Genomic DNA, 20,253 nt, shown 5'->3' with positions numbered 1-20,253 from the left:
CGCAGGTCGAGACACCACCACCGGCGCCGCCCCCACCAGGGAGCGGCGCCGGTGGTGCGTCAGCCCTCGCTGGAGCTGTGCCCGGGGAACAGGTGCGCCGACGGATCCAGCTCGACGGCAATGTTGTTCACCGCCGTCGCCGCCTCGCCGAAGCCGGTGGCGATCAGGCTGACCTTTCCCGGGTAGGTGACGATGTCGCCAGCCCCGTAGACCAGCGGCCGGGCGGTGCGCATGGTCGAGTCGACGACGATCTGGCGCCGATCGATCTGCAGCGCCCACTCGGTGAGCGGCCCCAGGTCCGCGGTGAAGCCGAGCGCGGCGATCACCGACTGCGCCGGCAGGGTGCGCACCACGCCGTCCACCTCGACGTCGACCTCGGCCAGGGCGCCGCTCTCCCCCGCCCGCAACGCACTCACCTGCGCGTCGGTGACCAGCTCGACCCCGAGGCTGCGCACCGCGTCCACCGTGCCGGCGTGGGCCCGGAACTTGGCGCGCCGGTGCACCAGGGTGACGCTCTTGGCCACCGGGTGCAGGGCCAGGCACCAGTCGAAGGCGGAGTCGCCGCCGCCGACCACCACCACGTCCTGGCCGGCGTGCGCGGCCAGCGCGGGCACGAAGTTGACCACCCCGCGCCCGGACCACTCCTGCCCCACCGGCAGCGGGCGCGGGGTGAAGGTGCCCATCCCCCCGGTGATCAGCACCGCCCGGCTGCCCACCACCTGGCCGTCGTCGAGCTCCACGTCGAAGCCGCCGTCCGCGGCGTCGTGCAGGTGCACGGCCTGACGGCCGAGCAGGTAGGTGGGCTTGTACTGCCCGGCCTGCTCCACCAGACCGGCCACCAGGTCGCGGCCCTTGATCGCGGCGAAGCCACCGACGTCGTAGATCATCTTCTCCGGGTACATGGCGGTGACCTGGCCGCCGGGCTCGGGCAGCGTGTCCACCACGACCACCGACAGCCCGCGGAACCCGGCGTAGTACGCGGCGTAGAGGCCGGCCGGCCCCGCGCCGACCACCAACAAGTCACACGTGGTCTCAGTCACACGAACTCCTCGTCTCGGCTGTGACTCCCCACCCTAGGCAGAGCCGGTCCGATTCGTGACCCGGCTCACCGTGGGAGCCGGTGGGGCACCCGCGCGCTGGCCCGCGCCCACGCCGAGTGGCAAGGTCGGGCCCATGACCAACGGCGAGACACAGACCCAGGACGGCTACCGGATCGAGCACGACACGATGGGCGAGGTGCGGGTGCCCGTCGACGCGCTGTGGGCGGCGCAGACCCAGCGCGCGGTGGAGAACTTCCCCATCAGCGGACGCGGCCTCGAGCGCGCCCAGATCCGCGCCCTGGGGCTGCTGAAGGGCGCGTGCGCCCGGGTCAACGCCCAGCTGGGCATCATCGCCGACACCGACGCCGCGGCCATCGCCAGCGCGGCCGACGAGATCGCCGCCGGCCGCCACGACGAGCAGTTCCCCATCGACGTGTTCCAGACCGGCTCGGGCACCAGCTCCAACATGAACACCAACGAGGTGATCGCCACCCTCGCCGGCAAGGCGGGCGTCACCGTGCACCCGAACGACACCGTGAACGCCTCCCAGTCCTCCAACGACACCTTCCCGACGGCCACCCACCTGGCCGCCACCGAGGCCGTGGTCAAGGACCTGATCCCGGCGCTGGAGCACCTGCACGCCTCGCTGGTGCAGAAGCAGCAGCAGTGGCGCGACGTGGTCAAGGCCGGGCGCACCCACCTGATGGACGCGGTGCCGATCACCCTGGGCCAGGAGTTCGGCGGCTACGCCCGCCAGGTCGCCGCCGGCATCGAGCGGCTGCAGGCCTGCCTGCCCCGGCTGGGTGAGCTGGCCATCGGCGGCACCGCCGTGGGCACCGGGCTGAACGCCCCGGAGGGCTTCGGCGCGGCCGTGGTGGCCGCCCTGCGCGACGCCACCGGCCTGGACGTGCTCACCGAGGCCGTGGACCACTTCGAGGCGCAGTCCGCCCGGGACGCACTGGTGGAGGCCTCCGGCGCGCTGCGCACCATCGCGGTGTCGCTCACCAAGATCTGCAACGACCTGCGCTGGATGGGTTCCGGACCGCGCACCGGCCTGGGCGAGATCCGGCTGCCCGACCTGCAGCCGGGCAGCTCGATCATGCCGGGCAAGGTGAACCCGGTGATCCCCGAGGCCACCCTGCAGGTGTGCTCGCAGGTGGTGGGCAACGACGCCGCCATCGCCTGGGCGGGCGCGTCAGGCTCGTTCGAGCTGAACGTGCAGATCCCGGTGATGGCCCGCAACCTGCTGGAGTCCATCCGGCTGCTCAGCAGCTCCAGCCGGCTGCTCGCCGACCGCTGCATCGACGGCCTGGAGGCCGACGAGGACCACTGCCGCGAGCTGGCGGAGTCCTCGCCGTCCATCGTCACCCCGCTGAACTCCGCCATCGGCTACGAGGAGGCGGCCAAGGTCGCCAAGCAGGCCCTGGCCGAGCGGCGCACCATCCGCGAGGTGGTCATCGACCGTGGGCACGTGCCCGACCGCATCAGCGAGGAGAAGCTGGACGCGGCGCTGGACGTGCTGGCCATGGCCCGGGTCAAGCAGGACTGATGCGGGTCGCGCTGGCACAGGTGCTCAGCGGCACCGACCCCGCCGCCAACCTGGCCACCGTGCGCGAGCAGGTGGGGCTGGCCGCCGCCGCCGGCGCGTCGCTGGTGGTGTTCCCCGAGGCGAGCATGTGCCGGTTCGGGGTGCCGCTGGGGCCGGTGGCCGAGCCGCTGGATGGGCCGTGGGCCGAGGGCGTCCGGGCGGCGGCGCGCAGCGCTGGCGTGACGGTGGTGGCGGGGATGTTCACGCCCGCCGACGACGGGCGGGTGCGCAACACGCTGCTGGTGGTGGGGCCGGACCTGGACACCCACTACGACAAGGTGCACCTGTTCGACGCCCTCGGGTTCACCGAGTCGCGCACCGTGGCCGGTGGCGACGAGCTGGTGGTGGTGCCGGTGGACGGGGTGCAGGTGGGGCTGAGCACCTGCTACGACATCCGCTTCCCCGGCATGTACCAGCAGCTGGCCGACCGGGGCGCGGAGGTGGTGGTGGTGTCGGCGTCCTGGGGCGCCGGCCCGGACAAGGTGGCGCAGTGGGAGCTGCTGGCCCGGGCCCGGGCGCTGGACTGCACCAGCTACGTGCTCGCCTGCGGGCAGGCCGACCCGGCGAGCCTGGGCGAGGAGCCGGGCAGCGCGCCGACCGGGGTGGGTCACAGCGTGGTGGTCTCCCCCACCGGCACGGTGCTGGCGGGGGCGCAGTCCGACCCGGAGCTGCTGGTGGTCGACCTGGACCTCGCCGCGGTGGCTGCGGCGCGGGCGTCGTTGCCCGTGCTGGCCAACCGCCGCTGGTAGACGGCGCTCCCCGCTCCGCAGGGTCAGGACTCCGGCACGAACTCCTCCAGCATGTCGGTGACCAGCGCGGCGATGGGAGAGCGCTCGCTGCGGGTGAGGGTGACGTGCGCGAACAGCGGGTGCCCCTTGAGCTTCTCGATCACCGCCGCCACCCCGTCGTGCCGGCCCACCCGCAGGTTGTCCCGCTGGGCCACGTCGTGGGTGAGCACCACCCGCGAGCCCGACCCCAGCCGGGACAGCACCGTGAGCAGCACGTTGCGCTCCAGCGACTGGGCCTCGTCCACGATCACGAACGAGTCGTGCAGCGACCGCCCCCGGATGTGGGTCAGCGGCAGCACCTCGAGCATCCCCCGCGCCAGCACCTCCTCGATGGTGCCCGGGTCGGCCAGGCCCTCGAGGGTGTCGAACACCGCCTGCCCCCACGGCCCCATCTTCTCGGCCTCGCTGCCCGGCAGGTAGCCCAGGTCCTGCCCACCCACGGCGTACAGCGGCCGGAACACCACCACCTTGCGGTGCTCGCGTCTCTCCAGGACAGACTCCAGCCCGGCGCACAGGGCGAGCGCCGACTTGCCGGTGCCGGCACGCCCACCCAGCGACACGATGCCCACGCTCTGGTCCATCAGCAGCTCCAGGGCGATGCGCTGCTCGGCCGAGCGCCCGTGCAGCCCGAAGGCCTCCCGCTCCCCGCGCACCAGCGCCACCTGCTTGCCCGGGGTCACCCGCCCCAGCGCGGACTGCTGCCCGGCCAGCAGCCGGAGGCCGGTGTGGCAGGGCAGGTCCCGCGCCTCGTCCAGGTCGATCAGCCCGGTGGCGAAGAGGTTGTCCACGTCGGACTGGGTCACCGCCAGCTCCGTCATGCCGGTCCAGCCGGAGTCCACCACGTCCTGGGCGCGGTACTCGTCGGCGGGCAGGCCCACCGCCCCGGCCTTCACCCGCAGCGGGGTGTCCTTGCTGACCAGCACCACGTCGCGCCCCTCGGCCCGCAGGTTCAACGAGCAGGCCAGGATGCGGGAGTCGTTGGAGTCGGTGCGAAAGCCCGAGGGCAGCACCGCCGGATCGGTGTGGTTGAGCTCGACGTGCAGGCTGCCGCCGTGGGCGCCGACGGGGACCGGCTGGTCCAGCCGTCCGTGCTCCAGGCGCAGGTCGTCCAGCAGGCGCAGCGCCTCGCGGGCGAACCAGCCGAGCTCGGGGTGGTGCCGCTTGCCCTCCAGCTCGCTGATCACCACCAGCGGGAGCACGACCTGGTGCTCGGCGAAGCGGGTCGGCGCCCAGGGGTCGGACAGCAGCACTGAGGTGTCCAGGACGTACGTTCGTGCAGCCACAGCAGGCTCCCTCACCAGCGCGGCACCCGCGCAAGCGGTTTGCTCGGCCGGACCGTTCCTGGCCGCCGTCAGGGTTGACGGTGACGAGGACCGGGTGCCGGCCCCCTCGTGCAGACACTCACGACTGGAACCTCCCGGACGGGTGGCTTCCCCACCACCCGACACCGCCGACGCTAGCCGCCGCCACCGCCAGGGTGATGCAGGACACGCCACGGTTTACCGGGCGTTCACGGGCCCTCAGGCGGCGGCGATCTCCGCGCGCACGGTGGCGGGCACCAGCGGCTCGTCCAGCAGCCGCAGGTAGCGGGTGCCCAGCGGCTCGTCGGCGGGCCGGGCGTCCAACCAGGAGTGCAGCAGCCGGTAGCCCTCCACGTAGGTGGTGGTGTACGCCCGCCACAGCGGGTCGGACAGGAAGCGCAGCATCTGCCGGGCCCGGGGCGCGGGCACCAGCAGCCACCGCTGCAGGAAGTCCACCACCGTGTCCTCCTCCGCGCCCTGGGAGTGCAGCATCAGGGCCGCGTCCTGGCGCACCGTGAGCAGCTGGGTGGAGGCGTTGTGCAGCCGCTCGGCCCGCGCCCCATCGAAGCGCAGCCCCAGGTCGGCGAAGATCTCCTGCGCCCACAGGCCCCAGCCCGGCCCGACCACGGCGTCCAGGCCCAGGTCGGCCAGCCCCTCCGCCATCAGGCACTGCGGGGTGTTCACCAGGAACAGCGTCTGCTCCAGCTGCCCGTCGGCCACCAGGCCGGACTCCTTGCGGCAGTGCTCGGTGTGGTGTCCGGGGTAGGACTCGTGGGCCACCAGGTGCGGCAGGTGGCTCATCCGCTGCTTGAGGTCGGAGTTGATGGCCACCCGGGACTGGTGGTTGCCCAGGTAGTAGTTGAAGCCCGACCAGGGCTTGTCACCGACGATCTCGTAGCTCACGGTCTCGTCCTCGGGCAGCGCGAACTGGTCGCGCACCCGGTCGCGCAGCGCGGAGGAGAAGGCGTGCACGCAGGCGCTGAGCCGCTCCGGCGGGATCTCCTCCAGGGCCCGGGCGGCGTTGAGCCGGGCCGGCAGCGGGCCGTCGCCGGGCAGCTCCGCGGCCAGGGCGCGGTGCGCGGCCAGGTACTCGTCCGGGTCACCCGGGGTGATCCGCACGTCGAAGTAGGCGTCGACCTCCTCGACGAAGTCGATGGCGTCGCCGGCGAGCTTGCGTCCCGAGCACTCCAGCGCCCGCAGGTGCACGTCCAGGAAGCGCTCCCGCTCCGGTGCCAGGGACACCGAGGCGAGCTCGGCGCGCAGGTCGGCCGCCCGTGCGGCCAGCGCACGTGGGTCGGGCGGGGGCTCGTTCTCGGTCTGCCTGCGCAGGGCCGCGTCGCCGGTGTAGGCGTCGACGAACCCAGGCTCCAGTCGGTCGAAGCGCAGCCCCAGGAGCAGGTACTCGCGCACCAGCGTGTTCGCGTCCACGACCGTCAAGCCTAGTCGCCACGCCGGTCCAGGCGCCCCACGGCTTCTCCCTCTCCAGGCCTATGCGTACCGTTTGTCCCGTGGCTCGAACCAGCACGCGCAGCACCCAGGAGCCCAGCCCGTACGTGGAGCTCGACCGGGCACAGTGGCGCGACCTCCGGCTCTCCACCCCGCTGCCGCTCAACGACGACGAGCTGAGCGCCCTGCGCGGCCTCGGCGAGCAGGTGGACCTGGACGAGGTGGCGGAGGTGTACCTGCCGCTGGCCCGGCTGATCAACCTCCAGGTGGCCGCTCGCCAGCAGCTGCACAACGCCACCACCACGTTCCTCGGCGAGACCCCGGCCAGCACCCGCGTGCCCTTCATCATCGGCGTGGCCGGCAGCGTGGCGGCGGGCAAGTCCACCACCGCCCGGCTGCTGCAGACGCTGCTCGCCCGCTGGCCCGACCACCCGCAGGTGGACCTGGTGACCACCGACGGCTTTCTCTACCCCACCGCCGAGCTGACCCGCCGCGGAATCCTGGACCGCAAGGGCTTCCCGGAGAGCTACGACCGCCGCGCCCTGCTGCGCTTCGTCACCAGCGTGAAGAACGGGGTGGAGCGCGCATCCGCGCCGGTCTACTCGCACGAGGACTACGACATCGTGCCCGGGGCCGAGCAGGTGGTGTCCAAGCCGGACATTCTCATCGTCGAGGGCCTCAACGTGCTGCAGCCCGGCCCGCGGCTGATGGTCTCGGACCTGTTCGACTTCTCCATCTACGTCGACGCCGCCATGGAGGACCTGCAGAGGTGGTACGTAGAGCGCTTCCTGGCGCTGCGGAGCACGGCCTTCGCCCAGCCGGGCTCGCACTTCCACCACTACTCCTCCCTCGACGACGCGCAGGCGCGCGTGGAGGGCCGCAGGATCTGGCTGTCCATCAACGAGCCCAACCTGGTGGCCAACATCCTGCCCACCCGGCCACGGGCCACGCTGGTGCTGCGCAAGGACCGCGACCACTCCATCCGCCGGGTCCGGCTGCGCAAGCTCTAGCAGCCGTACCGGCGGTGCTGGCTAGGAGCCGTACCGGCGGTGCCGTGCCCCGTAGTCGCGCAGCGCCCGCAGGAAGTCCACCCGGCGGAACTCCGGCCAGTAGGTCTCGCAGAAGTAGAACTCCGAGTACGCGCTCTGCCAGAGCAGGAAGCCCGACAGCCGCTGCTCGCCGCTGGTGCGGATCACCAGGTCGGGGTCGGGCTGGCCGGAGGTGTAGAGGTGCTGGCCGATGGCCTCCACCGTCACCGTCGCGGCCAGCTGCTCGGCCGGCACGCCGGCGGCGGCCCGCTCCGCCAGCAGGGAGCGCACGCCGTCCACGATCTCCTGGCGCCCGCCGTAGCCGACAGCGATGTTCACCGAGACGCCCGGACGGCCCTTGGTGCGCTCGGCGGCAGCGCGCAGGCCCTTGGCGAAGGGCTCGGGCAGCGCGTGCAGCGCACCCACGATGCGTAGCTGCCAGTTGGCCTCCGGCCCGGACAGCTCGTCCACCACGTCGGTGATGATGTGCAGCAGCGCCTCCAGCTCCTCGGGGTCGCGCCGCAGGTTGTCGGTGGCGAGCATGTACAGCGTCACCACCTCCACCCCGGCGGCGTCGCACCAGCCGAGCATCCCGGCGATCTTCTGCGCCCCCACCCGGTGGCCGTGGCTGACGTCGTCGAAGCCGGCCTCACGGGCCCAGCGGCGGTTGCCATCCATGATCACGCCGATGTGGCGCGGGCGCTCCACGCCGCGGAGCTGGCGCAGCAGGTGGCGCTCGTAGAAGGCGTAGGCCAGGTTGCTCGTCGTCTCCCTGACCGTCACTGCTGAGTCCTCCTGGCGCCGCCCTCCACGGGAGGGGACCCTACGCCTGGGAGCGGACCGCCCAGAACGGTGTCCGAGTGAGCGCCTCGGCTGGGTACCCTGTGATTGGTCTCGCCGCTGGTGCGGTGACCACAGCTGGAGGAGGCCGTCCCGTGACCACCCTGACCCCCGCCCCCTCGCTCGTCACGCCGCGCATGCGCGGCTGGATCCACCTCTGGTCGTTCTGCGCCGCGGTGGTCGCCGCCGCGGTGCTGGTCACCCTGGCGGCGTCCACCGTCTCCGGCCGCGCGGCGCTCGGCACCGGCATCTACGGAGTCACCGTGTGCGGGGTGTTCGGGGTGAGCGCGCTGTACCACCGCCGGGCCTGGCGCAGCGAGCGCGCGCGCACCTGGATGAAGCGGCTGGACCACTCGATGATCTTCGTGTTCATCGCCGGCAGCTACACCCCGTTCGCGCTGCTGTGCATGCCCCGCGACACCGGCAACCGGGTTCTCGCCGTGGTGTGGGCCGGTGCGGCACTGGGGGTTGTGCTGAAGATGGCGTGGCCCTCGGCGCCGCGCTGGGTGGGCGTCCCGCTCTACCTGGCGCTCGGCTGGGTGGCGGTCTTCGTGCTGCCCGAGCTGCTGCACCACGCCGGGCTCGCCGCGCTGCTGCTGCTCATCATCGGTGGGCTGTTCTACACCGTGGGCGGGATCTTCTACGGCGTGCAGTGGCCCAACCCGTGGCCGGACACCTTCGGCTTCCACGAGTTCTTCCACGCCTCCACCGTGCTCGCCGCGCTGTGCCACTACGTGGCCATCTGGCTGGCGATCTACTCCTGACGCGCCGGCCCCGGCGGCCCGCCCCGCTCCCCTCGCGCTCCCGCTGATCGGTGCCCCGCCGGGCCGTCGTTCGGCACCTGAACGACCCTGTTGACGCTCGGGTGGGCGGACGATCATGCTCACGCCACTGCACGCTGACGTGGGGGGAATCACGGGGACGGTGGGGTGACCGGCCCCACGATCAGCGGGCGGAACCGGCCCACCTTCCAGCAGGTGGTGCAGCTCCGCTGCTGCCGGCAGGCGACCCGACTGGAGCTACTGCTCCGGCGGGGTGCCTTCCATGACGACGCGGTTGTCCTGCCAGTGGTACTTCACCGTGGCGAAGCCCTTGGCCGGGCACGCGTTGCACTCGCCCACGACCTTGTAGGTGAGCACCACCGTGCGGTCGCTCGATGCGGTGCTGAAGTCAGTGAATCCGTACGCCTTGGTGGTCCCCGTACCGAGGTACTTCCCCTTGCGAAACGGCGAGCGGGACTGTGGACCTAGACGCTGTCGGCGCCCCGGCCCAGCAGCTGCAGCAGCTCGGGCACGCTGGCCACCGGGCGGTCGCAGACGAACCCGCGGCACACGTAGGCCGCGGGGTGGCCGTCGATGAGCTCGCGCCCGGCCAGCAGCGGTGCGGAGTCGGGCTTGCCGCCCACGATCACCGTGCCGCCGGGGGCGTTGCGCCGCGCCGAGGACAGCAGTGCTCCCCCGCCGGCCACCGCCACCTGCAGCGGCCCGCGCTGGGCAGCCTCGGCCACCGCCCACCAGTTGCCCGCCGCCCGGGGCGCCCGGTCCAGCAGCACGCCGGCTCGGGCCAGGGTGGTGTCGGCCAGCTCGGCGTACCGCGCCGAGCGCTCGGGCTCGGTGAGCGCGGCAGCCACCTGCAGCGCCTCCGCCATGGCGGACGCCCCGGACGGGGTCACGTTGTCCATCGGGTCGCGCGGACGGCGCACCAGGGCTTCGGCGTCGTTGGCGGTGTCGAACCAGGCGCCGGGCTCGGTGCCGTCGGCAAAGTGCTCCACGGCCAGGTCCACCAGCGTGCAGCCGTGCTCCAGCCAGCTCAGGGCCCCGGTCGCCTGGTGCAGGGCCAGCAGCCCCGTCGCCAGCGACGCGTGGTCCTCCAGCACCGCCGCGGCCGAGCCCACCGACCCGCCCAGCGAGGCCCGCCGCAGGCGTCCGTCCACCAGGTGGGTGGCCAGCAGGTGCTCGGCGCACGTCGCCGCCGCCTCCACCCACTCCGGCCGGTCCAGCGCCGCACCAGCCTCGGCCAGCGCGGTGATGGCCAACCCGTTCCAGGCGGTCACCACCTTGTCGTCGCGGCCAGGCTGCGGGCGCCGGGCCCGGGCGGCCAGCAGCGTGGCGCGCACCCGCTGCCACCGGTCGGAGTCGTCCGGGTCGACCGGCAGCTGCAGCACCGAGGCGCCGTGCTCGAAGGTGCCCTCCTCGGTCACCACCAACAGCTCGGCCGCCCACGCGCCGTCGTCGGGTCCGAGCACCTCGGCCAGCTGCGCCGGGGTCCACACGTAGGTGAGCCCCTCCACGCCGTCGGTGTCGGCGTCCAGGGCCGAGGCGAAGCCACCCTGCTCGGTGCGCAGCGCGCCCAGGAGCAGGTCGGCCGTGCTCTGCGCGGTCCGCAGCGCCAGCGCCGAGCCGGTCACCCGGTGCAGGTTGGCGTACAGCCGCAGCAGCTGGGCGTTGTCGTAGAGCATCTTCTCGAAGTGCGGCACCACCCACGCCGCGTCCACCGAGTACCGGGCGAAGCCACCGCCCAGCTGGTCGTTGATGCCGCCGCGGGCCATCGCGTCGGCGGTGCGCACCACCGTGGCCAGCGCCTTCTCCGCGCCGGTGCGCTCGTAGTGGCGCAGCAGCGCCTGGCACAGCATGGTCGGCGGGAACTTGGGGGCGGTGCCGAAACCGCCGTTCACCGGGTCGGCGTCGCGCAGCACCTTGCCCACGGCGGAGTCCAGCGCCTCCTGGGTGACGGCGGCCGGCGGCAGCACCCCCGAGGCGCGCTCCAGCTCCGCCACCACGGCCACGCCGGCCTTGAGCACCTCGGCGCGGTTGTCCGTCCAGGCGTGGGTGACCGCGGTGAGCAGCTGTGGGAAGGACGGCATCCCCTGCCGCGGGGTGGGCGGGTAGTAGGTGCCGCAGTGGAACGGCTCGGCGTCGGGGGTGAGGAAGCAGGTCATCGGCCAGCCACCCTGGCCGGTCATGGCGACGGTGGCCTCCATGTAGACCGCGTCGATGTCCGGACGCTCCTCGCGGTCGACCTTGACGCAGACGAAGTCCCGGTTCATCTGCGCCGCGATCTCGGGGTTCTCGAACGACTCGTGCGCCATCACGTGGCACCAGTGGCAGGCGGAGTAGCCCACCGACAGCAGCACCGGCACGTCCCGCTGCCTGGCCTCCTCCAGCGCCGCCGCGGACCACTCCTGCCAGTGCACCGGGTTGTCCTTGTGCTGCAACAGGTACGGGCTAGACGACTCCGCCAGCTGGTTCACTTGGGTGTCCTTCCACTCGGCGTCGGTCGGGCTCCCCCAAGCCGCACGGCCATCGTGTCAGGACAACCTCCGCCCCGCCGGGTGTGTTCCCGACGGGGCGAGGGAGTCAGTCGAACAGGATGACGCCGCGAATGTTCTTGCCGGAGTGCATGTCCTCGAACCCCTGTGCCACCTGGTCGAGGCTGTAGGTGGTGGTGACCAGCTCGTCCAGCTTGAGCTTGCCGCTGGTGTAGAGGTCGATCATCCAGGGGATGCCCGAGCTGGGGCTGGAGGCGCCGAACAGCGAGCCCTGGATGCGCTTCTGGTACAGCACCAGCTCCACCAGGTTGATCGGCAGGCCCATCTGCATGGCGTTGCCCAGCCCGGTCACCACGCAGGTGCCGGCCTTGCGGATGGCGGCGAAGGCCTGCGCCACCTGCTCACCGGTGACCACGCCGGTGGTGACGATGGCGGAGTCCGCGCCCTGGCCGTTGGTGAAGGAGCGGGCGATCTCGGTGCCCTCCTCCATGGTGGCCACGGCGTGGGTGGCGCCCAGGGCCAGCGCGGTCTCGCGCTTGAAGGCCACCGGGTCCACCGCGATCACGTGCGCGGCGCCGGCGTGGGCCGCACCCTGCACCGCGTTCATCCCGATGCCGCCGACGCCCATCACCACCACGGTGTGGCCGGGGTAGACCTCGGCGGAGTTGACCGCCGCACCCCAGCCGGTGCCCACGCCGCAGCCGAGCAGGCAGAGCTTGTCCAGCGGCAGGTCCTTGTCCACCTTGACCGCGGAGCTGACGTGCACGGTGGTGTGCTCGCTGAAGGTGGAGATGCCGCTGTTCTGCGCCACCGCCTGCCCGTCCAGGCTCATCCGGTAGCTGGACGGGTCGTCCGGGCGGCTGCCCACCAGCACCGAGGCGCCCCGGTCGCACAGGTTCTGCATGCCGGTGGCGCACCACCGGCAGCGTCCGCAGCCGGCGAGGAAGGAGAACACCACGTGGTCGCCCTCGGCCCAGTCCAGGGTGTGCGGGCCGACCTCGACCACCACGCCGGCGCCCTCGTGGCCACCGCAGAACGGGTAGCTGCCCACCGGCAGGTCACCGGTGGCGAGGTGGTCGTCGGAGTGGCACAGCCCCGAGGCCACCATCTTCACCAGCAGCTCGTTCTGCCGGGGCCGGTCGAGCTCGAGGTCGACCACCTCGTACTTGCCGGGGGCCTGCCGGATGATGGCGCCGCGAGTCTGCACAGTTGCTCCTGAGTTCTGGGTCGAGCCGTACTGGTGGGTGGGGGTGGTGCGGGTGGAAGCAGGCGCCGGCTAGGGGGTGATGGCGGCGACCATGCCGGCGTGGAACTGCTCGCCGAAGGGCGGCAGCATGCCCCAGTCGTGCCGCGGGTCGGCGCCGGCGGGCGCCTCGAAGACGGTGCGGGCGTGGGTGAGCTCGAGGAAGCCCTCGCGCCCGTTGTAGTGCCCCATCCCGGAGGCGCCGACGCCGCCGAAGGGGGCCTCCGACATGCCCGGGTGCAGCATCAGGCCGTTGACCGTCACGCCGCCGGAGCGGGTGCGCTCCAGCACCAGCTGCTTCTCCTGCTCGTCGGTGCCGAAGTAGTACAGCGCCAGCGGCGCGGGCCGGGCGTTGATGTCGGCGATGACCTCCTCGACGGTGTCGTAGGGCAGCACCACCACCGCGGAGCCGAAGATCTCCTCCTGCATGATCGCCGCCTCGGGGGCGGGGTCGACCACGATGCGCAGCGGCTGGCGGCCGGAGTCGGCGGGCACCTGCTCCCCCTCCGGGCTCACCTCCACCCGGGCACCGCGGGCTGCGGCGTCGTCCACGTAGCCCTGCACCCGGTCGCGGTGGCGATCGTTGATCGCGGCCACCACGTCCGGGTTGTCGGCCACGGTCGGGAACAGCTGGGCGAACTGCGTCTTGAGCTCGGCGACGAAGGTGTCCACGTGCTCGCGGGGCACGTGCACCAGGTCGGCGTTGACGCACAGCTGGCCGCCGTTGGTGGCCTTGGCCACGGCCACCTTGCCGGCGGCGATGGCCAGGTCGGCGCTGCGGGAGACCACCGACGGCGACTTGCCGCCCAGCTCGAGGGTCACCGGCACCAGGTTCTTGGCGGCGTTGGTCATGATGATCTTGCCGACCGTGGTCCCGCCGGTGAAGATGATGTGTCCCAGCGGCTGAGAGGACAGCGCGCCGGCGACCTCGGGACCGCCGGTGACCACCGCAACCTCGGTCGGGTCGAGGTGCTCGGCCGCCAGCTCGGCGAGCAGCTGGGCGGTGCGCGGCACCAGCTCGGAGGGCTTGAGCACCGCCCGGTTGCCGGCAGCCAGGGCGTAGGCCAGCGGGGCGAGCAGGGTGTACACCGGGGCGTTCCAGGTGCCGATGATGGCGACGGTGCCCTTGGGCTGGTGCTGCACGTGCGCGGTGGCACCCATCTGGTCCCACGGCGCGTAGGCCGGACGCGGGTCAGGCTCCATCCACTGCGCCACCGAGTCACGGGTGAACTTGAGCGAGGCCAGCGAGCCCAGCACGTCGTTCATCGTGGAGTAGCCGGGGTGGCGGTTGCCGAAGTCGGCCCCGATCGCGGCGACCAGCGGCTCGTGGCAGGCCACCAGCATGTCGATGACGCGCTGCAGGCGGGCCTGGCGCACCTCGACGCTGGGCGGGCCCTCGGCCAGGAAGGCCTCCTGCTGCTGCGCCAGCACCGTCGTCAGGTGCTGTACCTCGTCGCTGCCGTGCTCCATCTGTCCTCCACGTCGGGCGAGCTCGCGCTCCGCCAGCAGGCGGAGCGCACTCAACCTATTAGGCATAGACCGACGCCATGACCAGCGTCTCGGTGACCGAGAACGGACCAATCGGGCGCTCGGAGGTCGCACAGGGAGCTCACAGCAAACCGCCAGCCTCGGCACAGGCGCACACGCGACACTGACCCCATGCAGCACGCAGCGCGGTCCGCGGGGGCACGGGTCCCGACGGTGCCCGAGGCCAAGATCCTGGTGGTCGACGACGAGCCCAACATCGTGGAGCTGCTCAGCACCAGCCTGCGGTTCGTCGGCTTCGAGGTGGCCACCGCGGCTGACGGCATGCGCGCCCTGGACGTCGCCAGGACCTTCCGCCCGGACCTGGTGGTGCTGGACGTGATGATGCCGGGGATGGACGGCTTCGGGGTGCTGCGCCGGCTGCGGGCGGACGGCACCCAGTGCCCCGCGCTGTTCCTCACCGCCCGGGACGCGGTGGCGGACAAGATCACCGGGCTCACTCTGGGCGGCGACGACTACGTGACCAAGCCGTTCAGCCTGGAGGAGGTGGTGGCCCGCATCCGGGCGGTGCTGCGCCGCACCGGGACGCTGGAGGGGCTGGCCAGCTCCTCGCGGATGACCTTCGCCGACCTCACCCTGGACGACGACACCCGCGAGGTGTGGAAGGCCGGCGAGCCGGTCACCCTCTCGCCGACCGAGTTCAAGCTGTTGCGCTACCTGATGGCCAACGCTGGCACCGTGCTGAGCAAGCCGCGCATCCTCGACCACGTGTGGAACTACGACTTCGGCGGCGAGATGAACGTGGTCGAGTCCTACGTCTCCTACCTGCGGCGCAAGGTGGACACCACCGAGCCGCGCCTCATCCACACCCTCCGGGGCGTCGGCTACGTGCTGCGGCAACCCCGCCGGTGACGCTGCCCCGGCGGGCCGGGCCGGCCCGCGGGGTGCCGCTGCGGGTCACCCTGGTGGCGGCGCTGCTGGCCCTGGTCACCCTGGGCCTGCTCGCCTCGGGGGTGGCCACCACCACCTACCTCAAGGACTTCCTGGTGCAGCGCACCGACGCCCAGCTGGGCCAGGACGCCGGGGCGTTCCTGCACCGGATGAGCGCACCGGTCGCCCCGCTCAACGATCCGGGCGCCCCACGCCCACCGGCCCGCTACTACGTGGCCCTGGTGGCCGCGGACGGCACCACCCTGCAGGTGATCGACGATCCCGGCCTGGCCACGGCCCCCGACCTGACCTCGATCCGCCCGGACAGCACCGCCCACGGCCCGGTCACCGTGACCTCCACCACCGGCGGACCGCAGTGGCGGGTGGTGGCCGAGCCGGTGGTGCTCACCGACGGCAGCGCGGCGAGCGTCGTGGCGGCCACCAGCCTGGCCGACGTCAGCTCCACGGTGCACCGGCTGGTGCTGCTGCAGACCGCCATCGGGCTGGTCGTGCTGCTGCTGCTGGCCGTGCTCGGCTACCTCGTCGTCCGGCGCAGCCTGCGCCCGCTGGTGGAGGTGGAGGAGACCGCTGCGGCCATCGCCACCGGTGAGCTCGACCGGCGGGTGCCCGACCTCGGCCAGCGCACCGAGGTGGGCCGGCTGTCGGTGGCGCTCAACGGCATGCTCAGCCAGATCCAGTCCGCCTTCGACTCCGCCGCGGCCTCGGCACAGGCCGCGCAGAGCTCGGAGCAGCGGATGCGGCGCTTCGTCGGCGACGCCAGCCACGAGCTGCGCACCCCGCTGACCACCATCCGCGGCTTCGCCGAGCTCTACCGGCAGGGGGCGGCCACCGACCCGGCGGCGGTGCAGCGGCTGATGTCGCGCATCGAGGACGAGTCGGCCCGGATGGGGCTGCTGGTGGAGGACCTGCTGCTGCTGGCCCGCCTGGACTCCCAGCGCCCGTTGGAGCGGGAGCCGGTGGACCTGCTCGCCGTGGCCAGCGACGCGGTGCACGCCGCCCAGGCGGTCGCCCCCCGGCGCAGCATCCGCCTGGAGGTGGTGGACGGGCCAGGCACGCCCGAGGTTCTCGGCGACGACAGCCGACTGCGCCAGGTGCTGGGCAACCTGGTGACCAACGCCCTGGTGCACACCCCGCCGGAGGCCGCGGTGACCGTGCGGGTGGGCACCGACGCCGAGCACAGCGTGCTGGAGGTCAGCGACACCGGACCCGGCCTCACCACGGAGGCGGCCGAGCGGGTCTTCGAGCGCTTCTACCGCGCCGACTCCTCCCGCACCCGAGCCAGCGGCGGCACCGGGCTGGGGCTGTCCATCGTGGCGGCGCTGGTGTCCGCCCACCGGGGCACCGTGCGGGTGGACAGCGCTCCCGGCGCGGGGGCCACCTTCCGGGTGTCGCTGCCCCGCGCCCCGCACTGACGGTAGGTTCACCAGGTGCTCTACTTCCTCTTCAAGCATGTGTGCCCGGGTCCGTTCATGATGCTGCTCAGCCGCCCCCGGGTGACCGGCAGGGAGAACATCCCCAAGACCGGTGGCGTGATCGTGGCCGGCAACCACCTCGCCGTGGCCGACTCCTTCGTCGTGCCCCTGGTGATGCCGCGTCGGGTGATCTTCCTGGGCAAGGCGGAGTACCTCACCGGCACTGGCCTGGTGGGGCGGGCCCGGGCCATCTTCTTCGGCGCCATCGGCATGGTCCCGGTGCAGCGCGACGACGCCAGCGCCGCCTCGGCGTCGGTGGACGTGGTGATCGAGCACGTCGAGCGAGGCATGGCCTTCGGCATCTACCCGGAGGGCACCCGCTCCCCCGACGGCCGGCTGTACAAGGGCCGCACCGGCGTGGCCAAGGTGGCCCTGGCCACCGGCGCCCCGGTGCTGCCGGTGGCGGTGATCGGCACCGACAAGCTGAACCCGGTGGGCTCGAAGATGTGGCGCCCGCACCGCATCGAGATCCACTTCGGCAAGCCGCTGGAGTTCTCCCGCTACGACGGCCTGGCCGGCGACCGCTGGGCCGAGCGCGCCATCGTGGACCAGATCATGACCGAGATCGTCAAGCTCTCCGGCCAGGAGTACGTCGACGCCTACGCCTCCTCGGTCAAGGAGCAGCAGGGCTAGCGGACCGGCCGCACCGTCCCGCGGGCGACCAGCTCCACCACCAGCACCACCGCCACGGTCTCCACCGCCAGCAGCGCCACCAGCACGAACAGCTGCACGGCACCGGCAGCTGCCGGGCTCGCCCCGCCCAGCAGCATCCCCACGAACGCGCCCGGCAGGGTCACCAGCCCCACGGTGCGGGTCTGGTCCAGCGCCGGCACCAGGGCCTGGCCCGCGGCCGGCCGGCACACCAGCAGGGCAGCCTCGCGGGTGGGCAGCCCGATGGCCAGGCCCGCCTCCAGCTCCCCGTGTCGCTGGGCCAGCTCGTCCAGCGCGCGGCGTCCGGCCAGCGCCGTGGCGGTCATCGCGCCGCCGACGAGGATGCCCGCCACCGGGATGAGCGCGAGCCCGGTGGTGGGCAGCATGCCGGCGAGCACCAGGCCGAGCACCACCGGGGTGGTGCCCGCCAGCACCGGCAGCGCCGCCCACCAGCCGTTGCGTCCGGTGCGCATCCGTCGGGCGGCCGTGCCGCTGGCCACCACCGCCATCAGCGCGACGAACGCCACGGTGGCGGCCAGCGAGCCGACGATGGCGGCGATCACCAGCGAGACGGCGGCCAGCTGGACCACGGCGCGCAGCACCGCCACGACCACCTCGCGCCCGACCCCCACGCGGCCCGCCACGGCGACCGCCGCAGCGGCTGCGGTGAGCACGACCATGGCCACGACCAGGCCGGGACCGACCTCGACGAGGGTGGCGGGCCCCTGGGCGAAAGACCCCAGGGTGAGAATCACTGCCCCGCTAGCTGGTGGAGCCCGCGGGGCCGGCCGGGCCGGACTCCGCGTCGGCCTTGGCCTGGTCGAACTCGGTGGGCAGCTTGCGCATGTGCCGGTTCATCGACCGGATCAGCAGGATCAGCCCGACGAGCAGCAGCAGCACCAGCACCAGGCCCGCCGGTGCCGCCTTGCCGAACTCCGCACCCGTGGAGTTCGGGTTGGGGTTGGGCGTCGGCGTGGGGGTCGGCCCCTGGCCCAGCAGGACCTCGGTGGCCAGCAGGGAGAGTGTGCCCGTCATGCCTGAACTGTCTCCTGAATCCCCGCGAAGAGGTCGTCCTCAGGGGTGTCGGTGTCGACCAGCGAGCGCGCCAGCTCCCACTCCTCGGTGGGCCACAGCTCGCGCTGCATCTCCACCGGGATGGCGAAGAAGCGTCCGTTGGGGTCAATCTGGGTGGCGTGCGCCTTGAGCGCGGCGTCGCGCACCTCGAAGTAGTCGGCGCACTCCACCTGGGTGGTCACCCGCTGCATCACGTCCCCGCGAGAGGGGTCCCACTGCGCCAGCCACTCGGCGAAGGGCGAGTCCATCCCCTTGGCCACCAGGGCGTCGTGGAACAGCTGCAGGCGCTGGCGGCTGAAGCCGTGCGAGTAGTAGACCTTCAGCGGCTGCCAGGGCTCGCCCGCGTCCGGAAAACGGTCCGGGTCGCCGGCGGCCTCGAACGCGGCCATGGTCACGTCGTGGCAACGGATGTGGTCGGGGTGCGGGTACCCGCCGTGCTCGTCGTAGGTGGTGAGGACGTGCGGGCGGAACTCGCGGATGAGCCGCACCAGCCGCTCGGTGGGCTCCTCCAGCGGCACCAGGGCGAAGCAGCCCTCCGGCAGCGGCGGCAGCGGGTCGCCCTCGGGCAGCCCCGAGTCCACGAAGCCCAGCCAGCGGTGCTGCACGCCCAGGATCTTGGCTGCCTCGGCCATCTCGTCGCGGCGGATCTCGTGGATCCGCTCGTGCACCCCGGGGGTGTCCATCGCCGGGTTGAGGATGTCGCCACGCTCCCCACCGGTGAGGGTCACCACCATCACCTCGTGCCCCTCGGCCACGTAGCGCGCCGTCGTGGCCGCACCCTTGCTGGCCTCGTCGTCGGGGTGCGCGTGCACCGCCATCAGCCGTAGTCCACTCACCGGCGTCCTCACCTCGTACATCGGCCTGGTCGTAACCTGGGGTGGTGCGACACAGATGTCGCACTAGAGACCCATGATCCCATCTGACCGCACTGCTGCGCGTCGGCACCTCCAGGAGTCGCACCCCATGGCCACCACCCTGCCAGCCGGCCGGTACTCAACGGGCACGAAGCGACACCGCTCACCCCGGCTCACCGCGGCCCTGGCCGTCGTGGCCGCCCTCGTCTTCGGCGCCCTGATCGCCCTGCTGCTCTACCGCAGCTTCGGCTCCAGCCCCATCTCCAGCGAGAGCACCGGCTACCAGACGCTCGACGACTCCTCCATCAGCGTCACCTTCACCGTCACCCGCGACGACCCGGCCAAGCCGGCGGTCTGCGTCGTGCGTGCGCTGACCACCGACCACTCCGAGACGGGTCGCCGGGAGGTCTTCATCCCGCCCAGCGACACCGACATCGCCCAGTACGACGCGGTCATCCGCGCCTCCGAGAAGCCTGTGGTGGCAGACGTGTTCGGCTGCGGCTACGACGTCCCCAGCTACCTGCTCACCCCCTGACGCGCCGACGCTGACGCCGTCGGCGCCCGCCGCGGAGACGGGCGCCGACGGCGGAAGACTGCTAGCCTTGGCTCATGGCACGGTCCCGCACGGGGCCGTGTTTCGTCGTATTGAGCGGGTGCCCACCGTAGGTAGTCGACCCGCAACGAGGGAGTGGACACGATGACCGACACCCAGGTGACCTGGCTGACGCAGGAGTCCCACGACCGGCTCAAGGCCGAGCTGGACAACCTCATCGCCAACCGTCCCGTCATCGCCGAGGAGATCAACGCCCGCCGCGAGGAGGGCGACCTCAAGGAGAACGGCGGCTACCACGCGGCGCGCGAGGAGCAGGGCCAGCAGGAGCGGCGCATCCGCCAGCTCCAGGAGCTGCTCAACAACGCCCACGTCGGCGAGGCCCCCACCACCTCCGGCGTGGCCCTGCCCGGCTCGGTCGTGAAGGTGTACTACGACGGTGACGAGTCCGACACCGAGACGTTCCTCATCGCCACCCGCGAGGAGGGCAGCCACGGCCGCCTCGAGGTCTACTCGCCCAGCTCTCCGCTGGGCAGGGCCCTGCTGGACGCCAAGGTCGGCGAGAGCCGCGAGTACCCGCTGCCCAACGGCGGCACGATGAAGGTCACGCTCACCAGCGCGGAGCCCTACCAGGCCTGACGCGCCTGCCCCGGTGGTCCTCCCCGCTCCCCGCA

General features: G+C 72.5%; 20 protein-coding genes. 9 read left to right on the top strand and 11 right to left on the bottom strand.

Annotated features, from left to right (window positions below):
• Positions 1 to 59: 59 nt before the first annotated feature.
• Positions 60 to 1,040, bottom strand: coding sequence for an NAD(P)/FAD-dependent oxidoreductase (locus ELX43_RS03765; protein WP_127782196.1), 981 nt, complete (start codon positions 1,038 to 1,040; stop codon positions 60 to 62).
• Positions 1,041 to 1,173: 133 nt separating this feature from the next.
• On the opposite strand from ELX43_RS03765, the gene ELX43_RS03760 reads away from it, so the two are divergent.
• Positions 1,174 to 2,589 carry a class II fumarate hydratase gene (locus ELX43_RS03760; RefSeq protein ID WP_127782195.1) on the top strand — a complete coding sequence of 472 codons (1,416 nt, stop codon included), beginning with the start codon at positions 1,174 to 1,176 and terminating at the stop codon, positions 2,587 to 2,589.
• Positions 2,589 to 3,377 (top strand): carbon-nitrogen hydrolase family protein, encoded by a 789-nt coding sequence (locus ELX43_RS03755; protein WP_127782194.1) that lies wholly within the window; start codon positions 2,589 to 2,591, stop codon positions 3,375 to 3,377. Before ELX43_RS03760 ends, ELX43_RS03755 begins: the two co-directional genes overlap by 1 nt.
• Positions 3,378 to 3,400: 23 nt before the next feature.
• Here ELX43_RS03755 and ELX43_RS03750 read toward each other — a convergent pair whose 3' ends face one another.
• Entirely contained in the window at positions 3,401 to 4,699 is a 1,299-nt protein-coding gene (locus tag ELX43_RS03750; RefSeq protein ID WP_127782193.1) for a PhoH family protein, read from the bottom strand.
• 237 nt (positions 4,700 to 4,936) lie between these two features.
• A complete protein-coding gene (locus ELX43_RS03745) occupies positions 4,937 to 6,145 on the bottom strand; it encodes a DUF885 domain-containing protein (RefSeq protein WP_127782192.1) in 1,209 nt (402 codons plus the stop codon).
• A gap of 80 nt (positions 6,146 to 6,225) precedes the next feature.
• Between ELX43_RS03745 and coaA the strand changes: the two genes are divergently transcribed.
• The gene (gene coaA, locus ELX43_RS03740) at positions 6,226 to 7,173 is read left to right on the top strand and encodes a type I pantothenate kinase (protein ID WP_241249740.1); all 948 of its coding nucleotides are present in this window, start codon (positions 6,226 to 6,228) and stop codon (positions 7,171 to 7,173) included.
• Positions 7,174 to 7,194: 21 nt separating this feature from the next.
• On the opposite strand, the gene ELX43_RS03735 is transcribed toward coaA, so the two are convergent.
• Positions 7,195 to 7,974 (bottom strand): isoprenyl transferase, encoded by a 780-nt coding sequence (locus tag ELX43_RS03735; protein WP_127782190.1) that lies wholly within the window; start codon positions 7,972 to 7,974, stop codon positions 7,195 to 7,197.
• Between the two features lie 194 nt (positions 7,975 to 8,168).
• Between ELX43_RS03735 and ELX43_RS03730 the strand changes: the two genes are divergently transcribed.
• Positions 8,169 to 8,795, top strand: coding sequence for a hemolysin III family protein (locus tag ELX43_RS03730; protein WP_127784652.1), 627 nt, complete (start codon positions 8,169 to 8,171; stop codon positions 8,793 to 8,795).
• 255 nt (positions 8,796 to 9,050) lie between these two features.
• Here ELX43_RS03730 and ELX43_RS03725 read toward each other — a convergent pair whose 3' ends face one another.
• The 4 genes from ELX43_RS03725 to ELX43_RS03710 form a co-directional block, all read right to left on the bottom strand.
• The gene (locus ELX43_RS03725; RefSeq protein ID WP_127782189.1) at positions 9,051 to 9,362 is read right to left on the bottom strand and encodes an LppP/LprE family lipoprotein; all 312 of its coding nucleotides are present in this window, start codon (positions 9,360 to 9,362) and stop codon (positions 9,051 to 9,053) included.
• Complete coding sequence (locus ELX43_RS03720; RefSeq protein WP_127782188.1) at positions 9,278 to 11,281, bottom strand: thioredoxin domain-containing protein; 2,004 nt, start codon at positions 11,279 to 11,281, stop codon at positions 9,278 to 9,280. The genes ELX43_RS03725 and ELX43_RS03720 overlap by 85 nt, the downstream gene beginning before the upstream one ends.
• 106 nt (positions 11,282 to 11,387) lie before the next feature.
• Positions 11,388 to 12,506 (bottom strand): NDMA-dependent alcohol dehydrogenase, encoded by a 1,119-nt coding sequence (locus ELX43_RS03715; RefSeq protein ID WP_127782187.1) that lies wholly within the window; start codon positions 12,504 to 12,506, stop codon positions 11,388 to 11,390.
• 69 nt (positions 12,507 to 12,575) lie between these two features.
• Positions 12,576 to 14,066, bottom strand: coding sequence for an aldehyde dehydrogenase family protein (locus tag ELX43_RS03710; RefSeq protein ID WP_277601715.1), 1,491 nt, complete (start codon positions 14,064 to 14,066; stop codon positions 12,576 to 12,578).
• A gap of 135 nt (positions 14,067 to 14,201) precedes the next feature.
• Between ELX43_RS03710 and ELX43_RS03705 the strand changes: the two genes are divergently transcribed.
• The 3 genes from ELX43_RS03705 to ELX43_RS03695 are packed head-to-tail and all read left to right on the top strand — an operon-like array spanning position 14,202 to position 17,083.
• Complete coding sequence (locus ELX43_RS03705) at positions 14,202 to 14,939, top strand: response regulator transcription factor (protein ID WP_127782186.1); 738 nt, start codon at positions 14,202 to 14,204, stop codon at positions 14,937 to 14,939.
• 32 nt (positions 14,940 to 14,971) lie between these two features.
• A complete protein-coding gene (locus tag ELX43_RS03700; protein WP_127784650.1) occupies positions 14,972 to 16,390 on the top strand; it encodes a HAMP domain-containing sensor histidine kinase in 1,419 nt (472 codons plus the stop codon).
• A 15-nt stretch (positions 16,391 to 16,405) separates the two neighbouring features.
• Complete coding sequence (locus ELX43_RS03695; protein ID WP_127782185.1) at positions 16,406 to 17,083, top strand: lysophospholipid acyltransferase family protein; 678 nt, start codon at positions 16,406 to 16,408, stop codon at positions 17,081 to 17,083.
• On the opposite strand, the gene ELX43_RS03690 is transcribed toward ELX43_RS03695, so the two are convergent.
• Genes ELX43_RS03690 through mca form a run of 3 tightly spaced genes read right to left on the bottom strand, consistent with a single transcriptional unit; the run spans position 17,080 to position 19,011 of the window.
• Positions 17,080 to 17,856 carry an ABC transporter permease gene (locus tag ELX43_RS03690; protein WP_346773864.1) on the bottom strand — a complete coding sequence of 259 codons (777 nt, stop codon included), beginning with the start codon at positions 17,854 to 17,856 and terminating at the stop codon, positions 17,080 to 17,082. The two genes, ELX43_RS03695 and ELX43_RS03690, sit on opposite strands and share 4 nt — an antisense overlap.
• Before the next feature lie 7 nt (positions 17,857 to 17,863).
• Positions 17,864 to 18,136, bottom strand: coding sequence for a hypothetical protein (locus tag ELX43_RS03685; RefSeq protein ID WP_164860575.1), 273 nt, complete (start codon positions 18,134 to 18,136; stop codon positions 17,864 to 17,866).
• Complete coding sequence (gene mca, locus ELX43_RS03680) at positions 18,133 to 19,011, bottom strand: mycothiol conjugate amidase Mca (protein WP_206518099.1); 879 nt, start codon at positions 19,009 to 19,011, stop codon at positions 18,133 to 18,135. The genes ELX43_RS03685 and mca overlap by 4 nt, the downstream gene beginning before the upstream one ends.
• 127 nt (positions 19,012 to 19,138) lie before the next feature.
• Here mca and ELX43_RS03675 point away from each other — a divergent pair, with 127 nt between their 5' ends.
• Complete coding sequence (locus tag ELX43_RS03675) at positions 19,139 to 19,564, top strand: DUF4307 domain-containing protein (RefSeq protein ID WP_164860574.1); 426 nt, start codon at positions 19,139 to 19,141, stop codon at positions 19,562 to 19,564.
• A gap of 162 nt (positions 19,565 to 19,726) precedes the next feature.
• Positions 19,727 to 20,218 (top strand): transcription elongation factor GreA, encoded by a 492-nt coding sequence (greA, locus tag ELX43_RS03670; protein ID WP_127782182.1) that lies wholly within the window; start codon positions 19,727 to 19,729, stop codon positions 20,216 to 20,218.
• The last annotated feature ends 35 nt before the right edge of the window (positions 20,219 to 20,253 follow it).

The sequence above is a fragment of the Rhodococcus sp. X156 genome (assembly GCF_004006015.1).
GTDB lineage: Bacteria > Actinomycetota > Actinomycetes > Mycobacteriales > Mycobacteriaceae > X156.
Note: the sequence above shows the minus strand (reverse complement) of the source record. Positions and strands in the feature narration are given on the sequence as shown.

What these genes read in the sequence shown, in the direction of transcription:
- ELX43_RS03760 (WP_127782195.1), top strand. Translation starts at nt 1,174, where the DNA reads ATGACCAACGGCGAGACACAGACCCAGGACGGCTACCGGATCGAGCAC.
- ELX43_RS03755 (WP_127782194.1), top strand. Translation starts at nt 2,589, where the DNA reads ATGCGGGTCGCGCTGGCACAGGTGCTCAGCGGCACCGACCCCGCCGCC.
- ELX43_RS03730 (WP_127784652.1), top strand. Translation starts at nt 8,169, where the DNA reads ATGCGCGGCTGGATCCACCTCTGGTCGTTCTGCGCCGCGGTGGTCGCC.
- ELX43_RS03705 (WP_127782186.1), top strand. Translation starts at nt 14,202, where the DNA reads ATGCAGCACGCAGCGCGGTCCGCGGGGGCACGGGTCCCGACGGTGCCC.
- ELX43_RS03685 (WP_164860575.1), bottom strand. Translation starts at nt 18,136, where the DNA reads ATGACGGGCACACTCTCCCTGCTGGCCACCGAGGTCCTGCTGGGCCAG.
- ELX43_RS03675 (WP_164860574.1), top strand. Translation starts at nt 19,139, where the DNA reads ATGGCCACCACCCTGCCAGCCGGCCGGTACTCAACGGGCACGAAGCGA.
- greA (WP_127782182.1), top strand. Translation starts at nt 19,727, where the DNA reads ATGACCGACACCCAGGTGACCTGGCTGACGCAGGAGTCCCACGACCGG.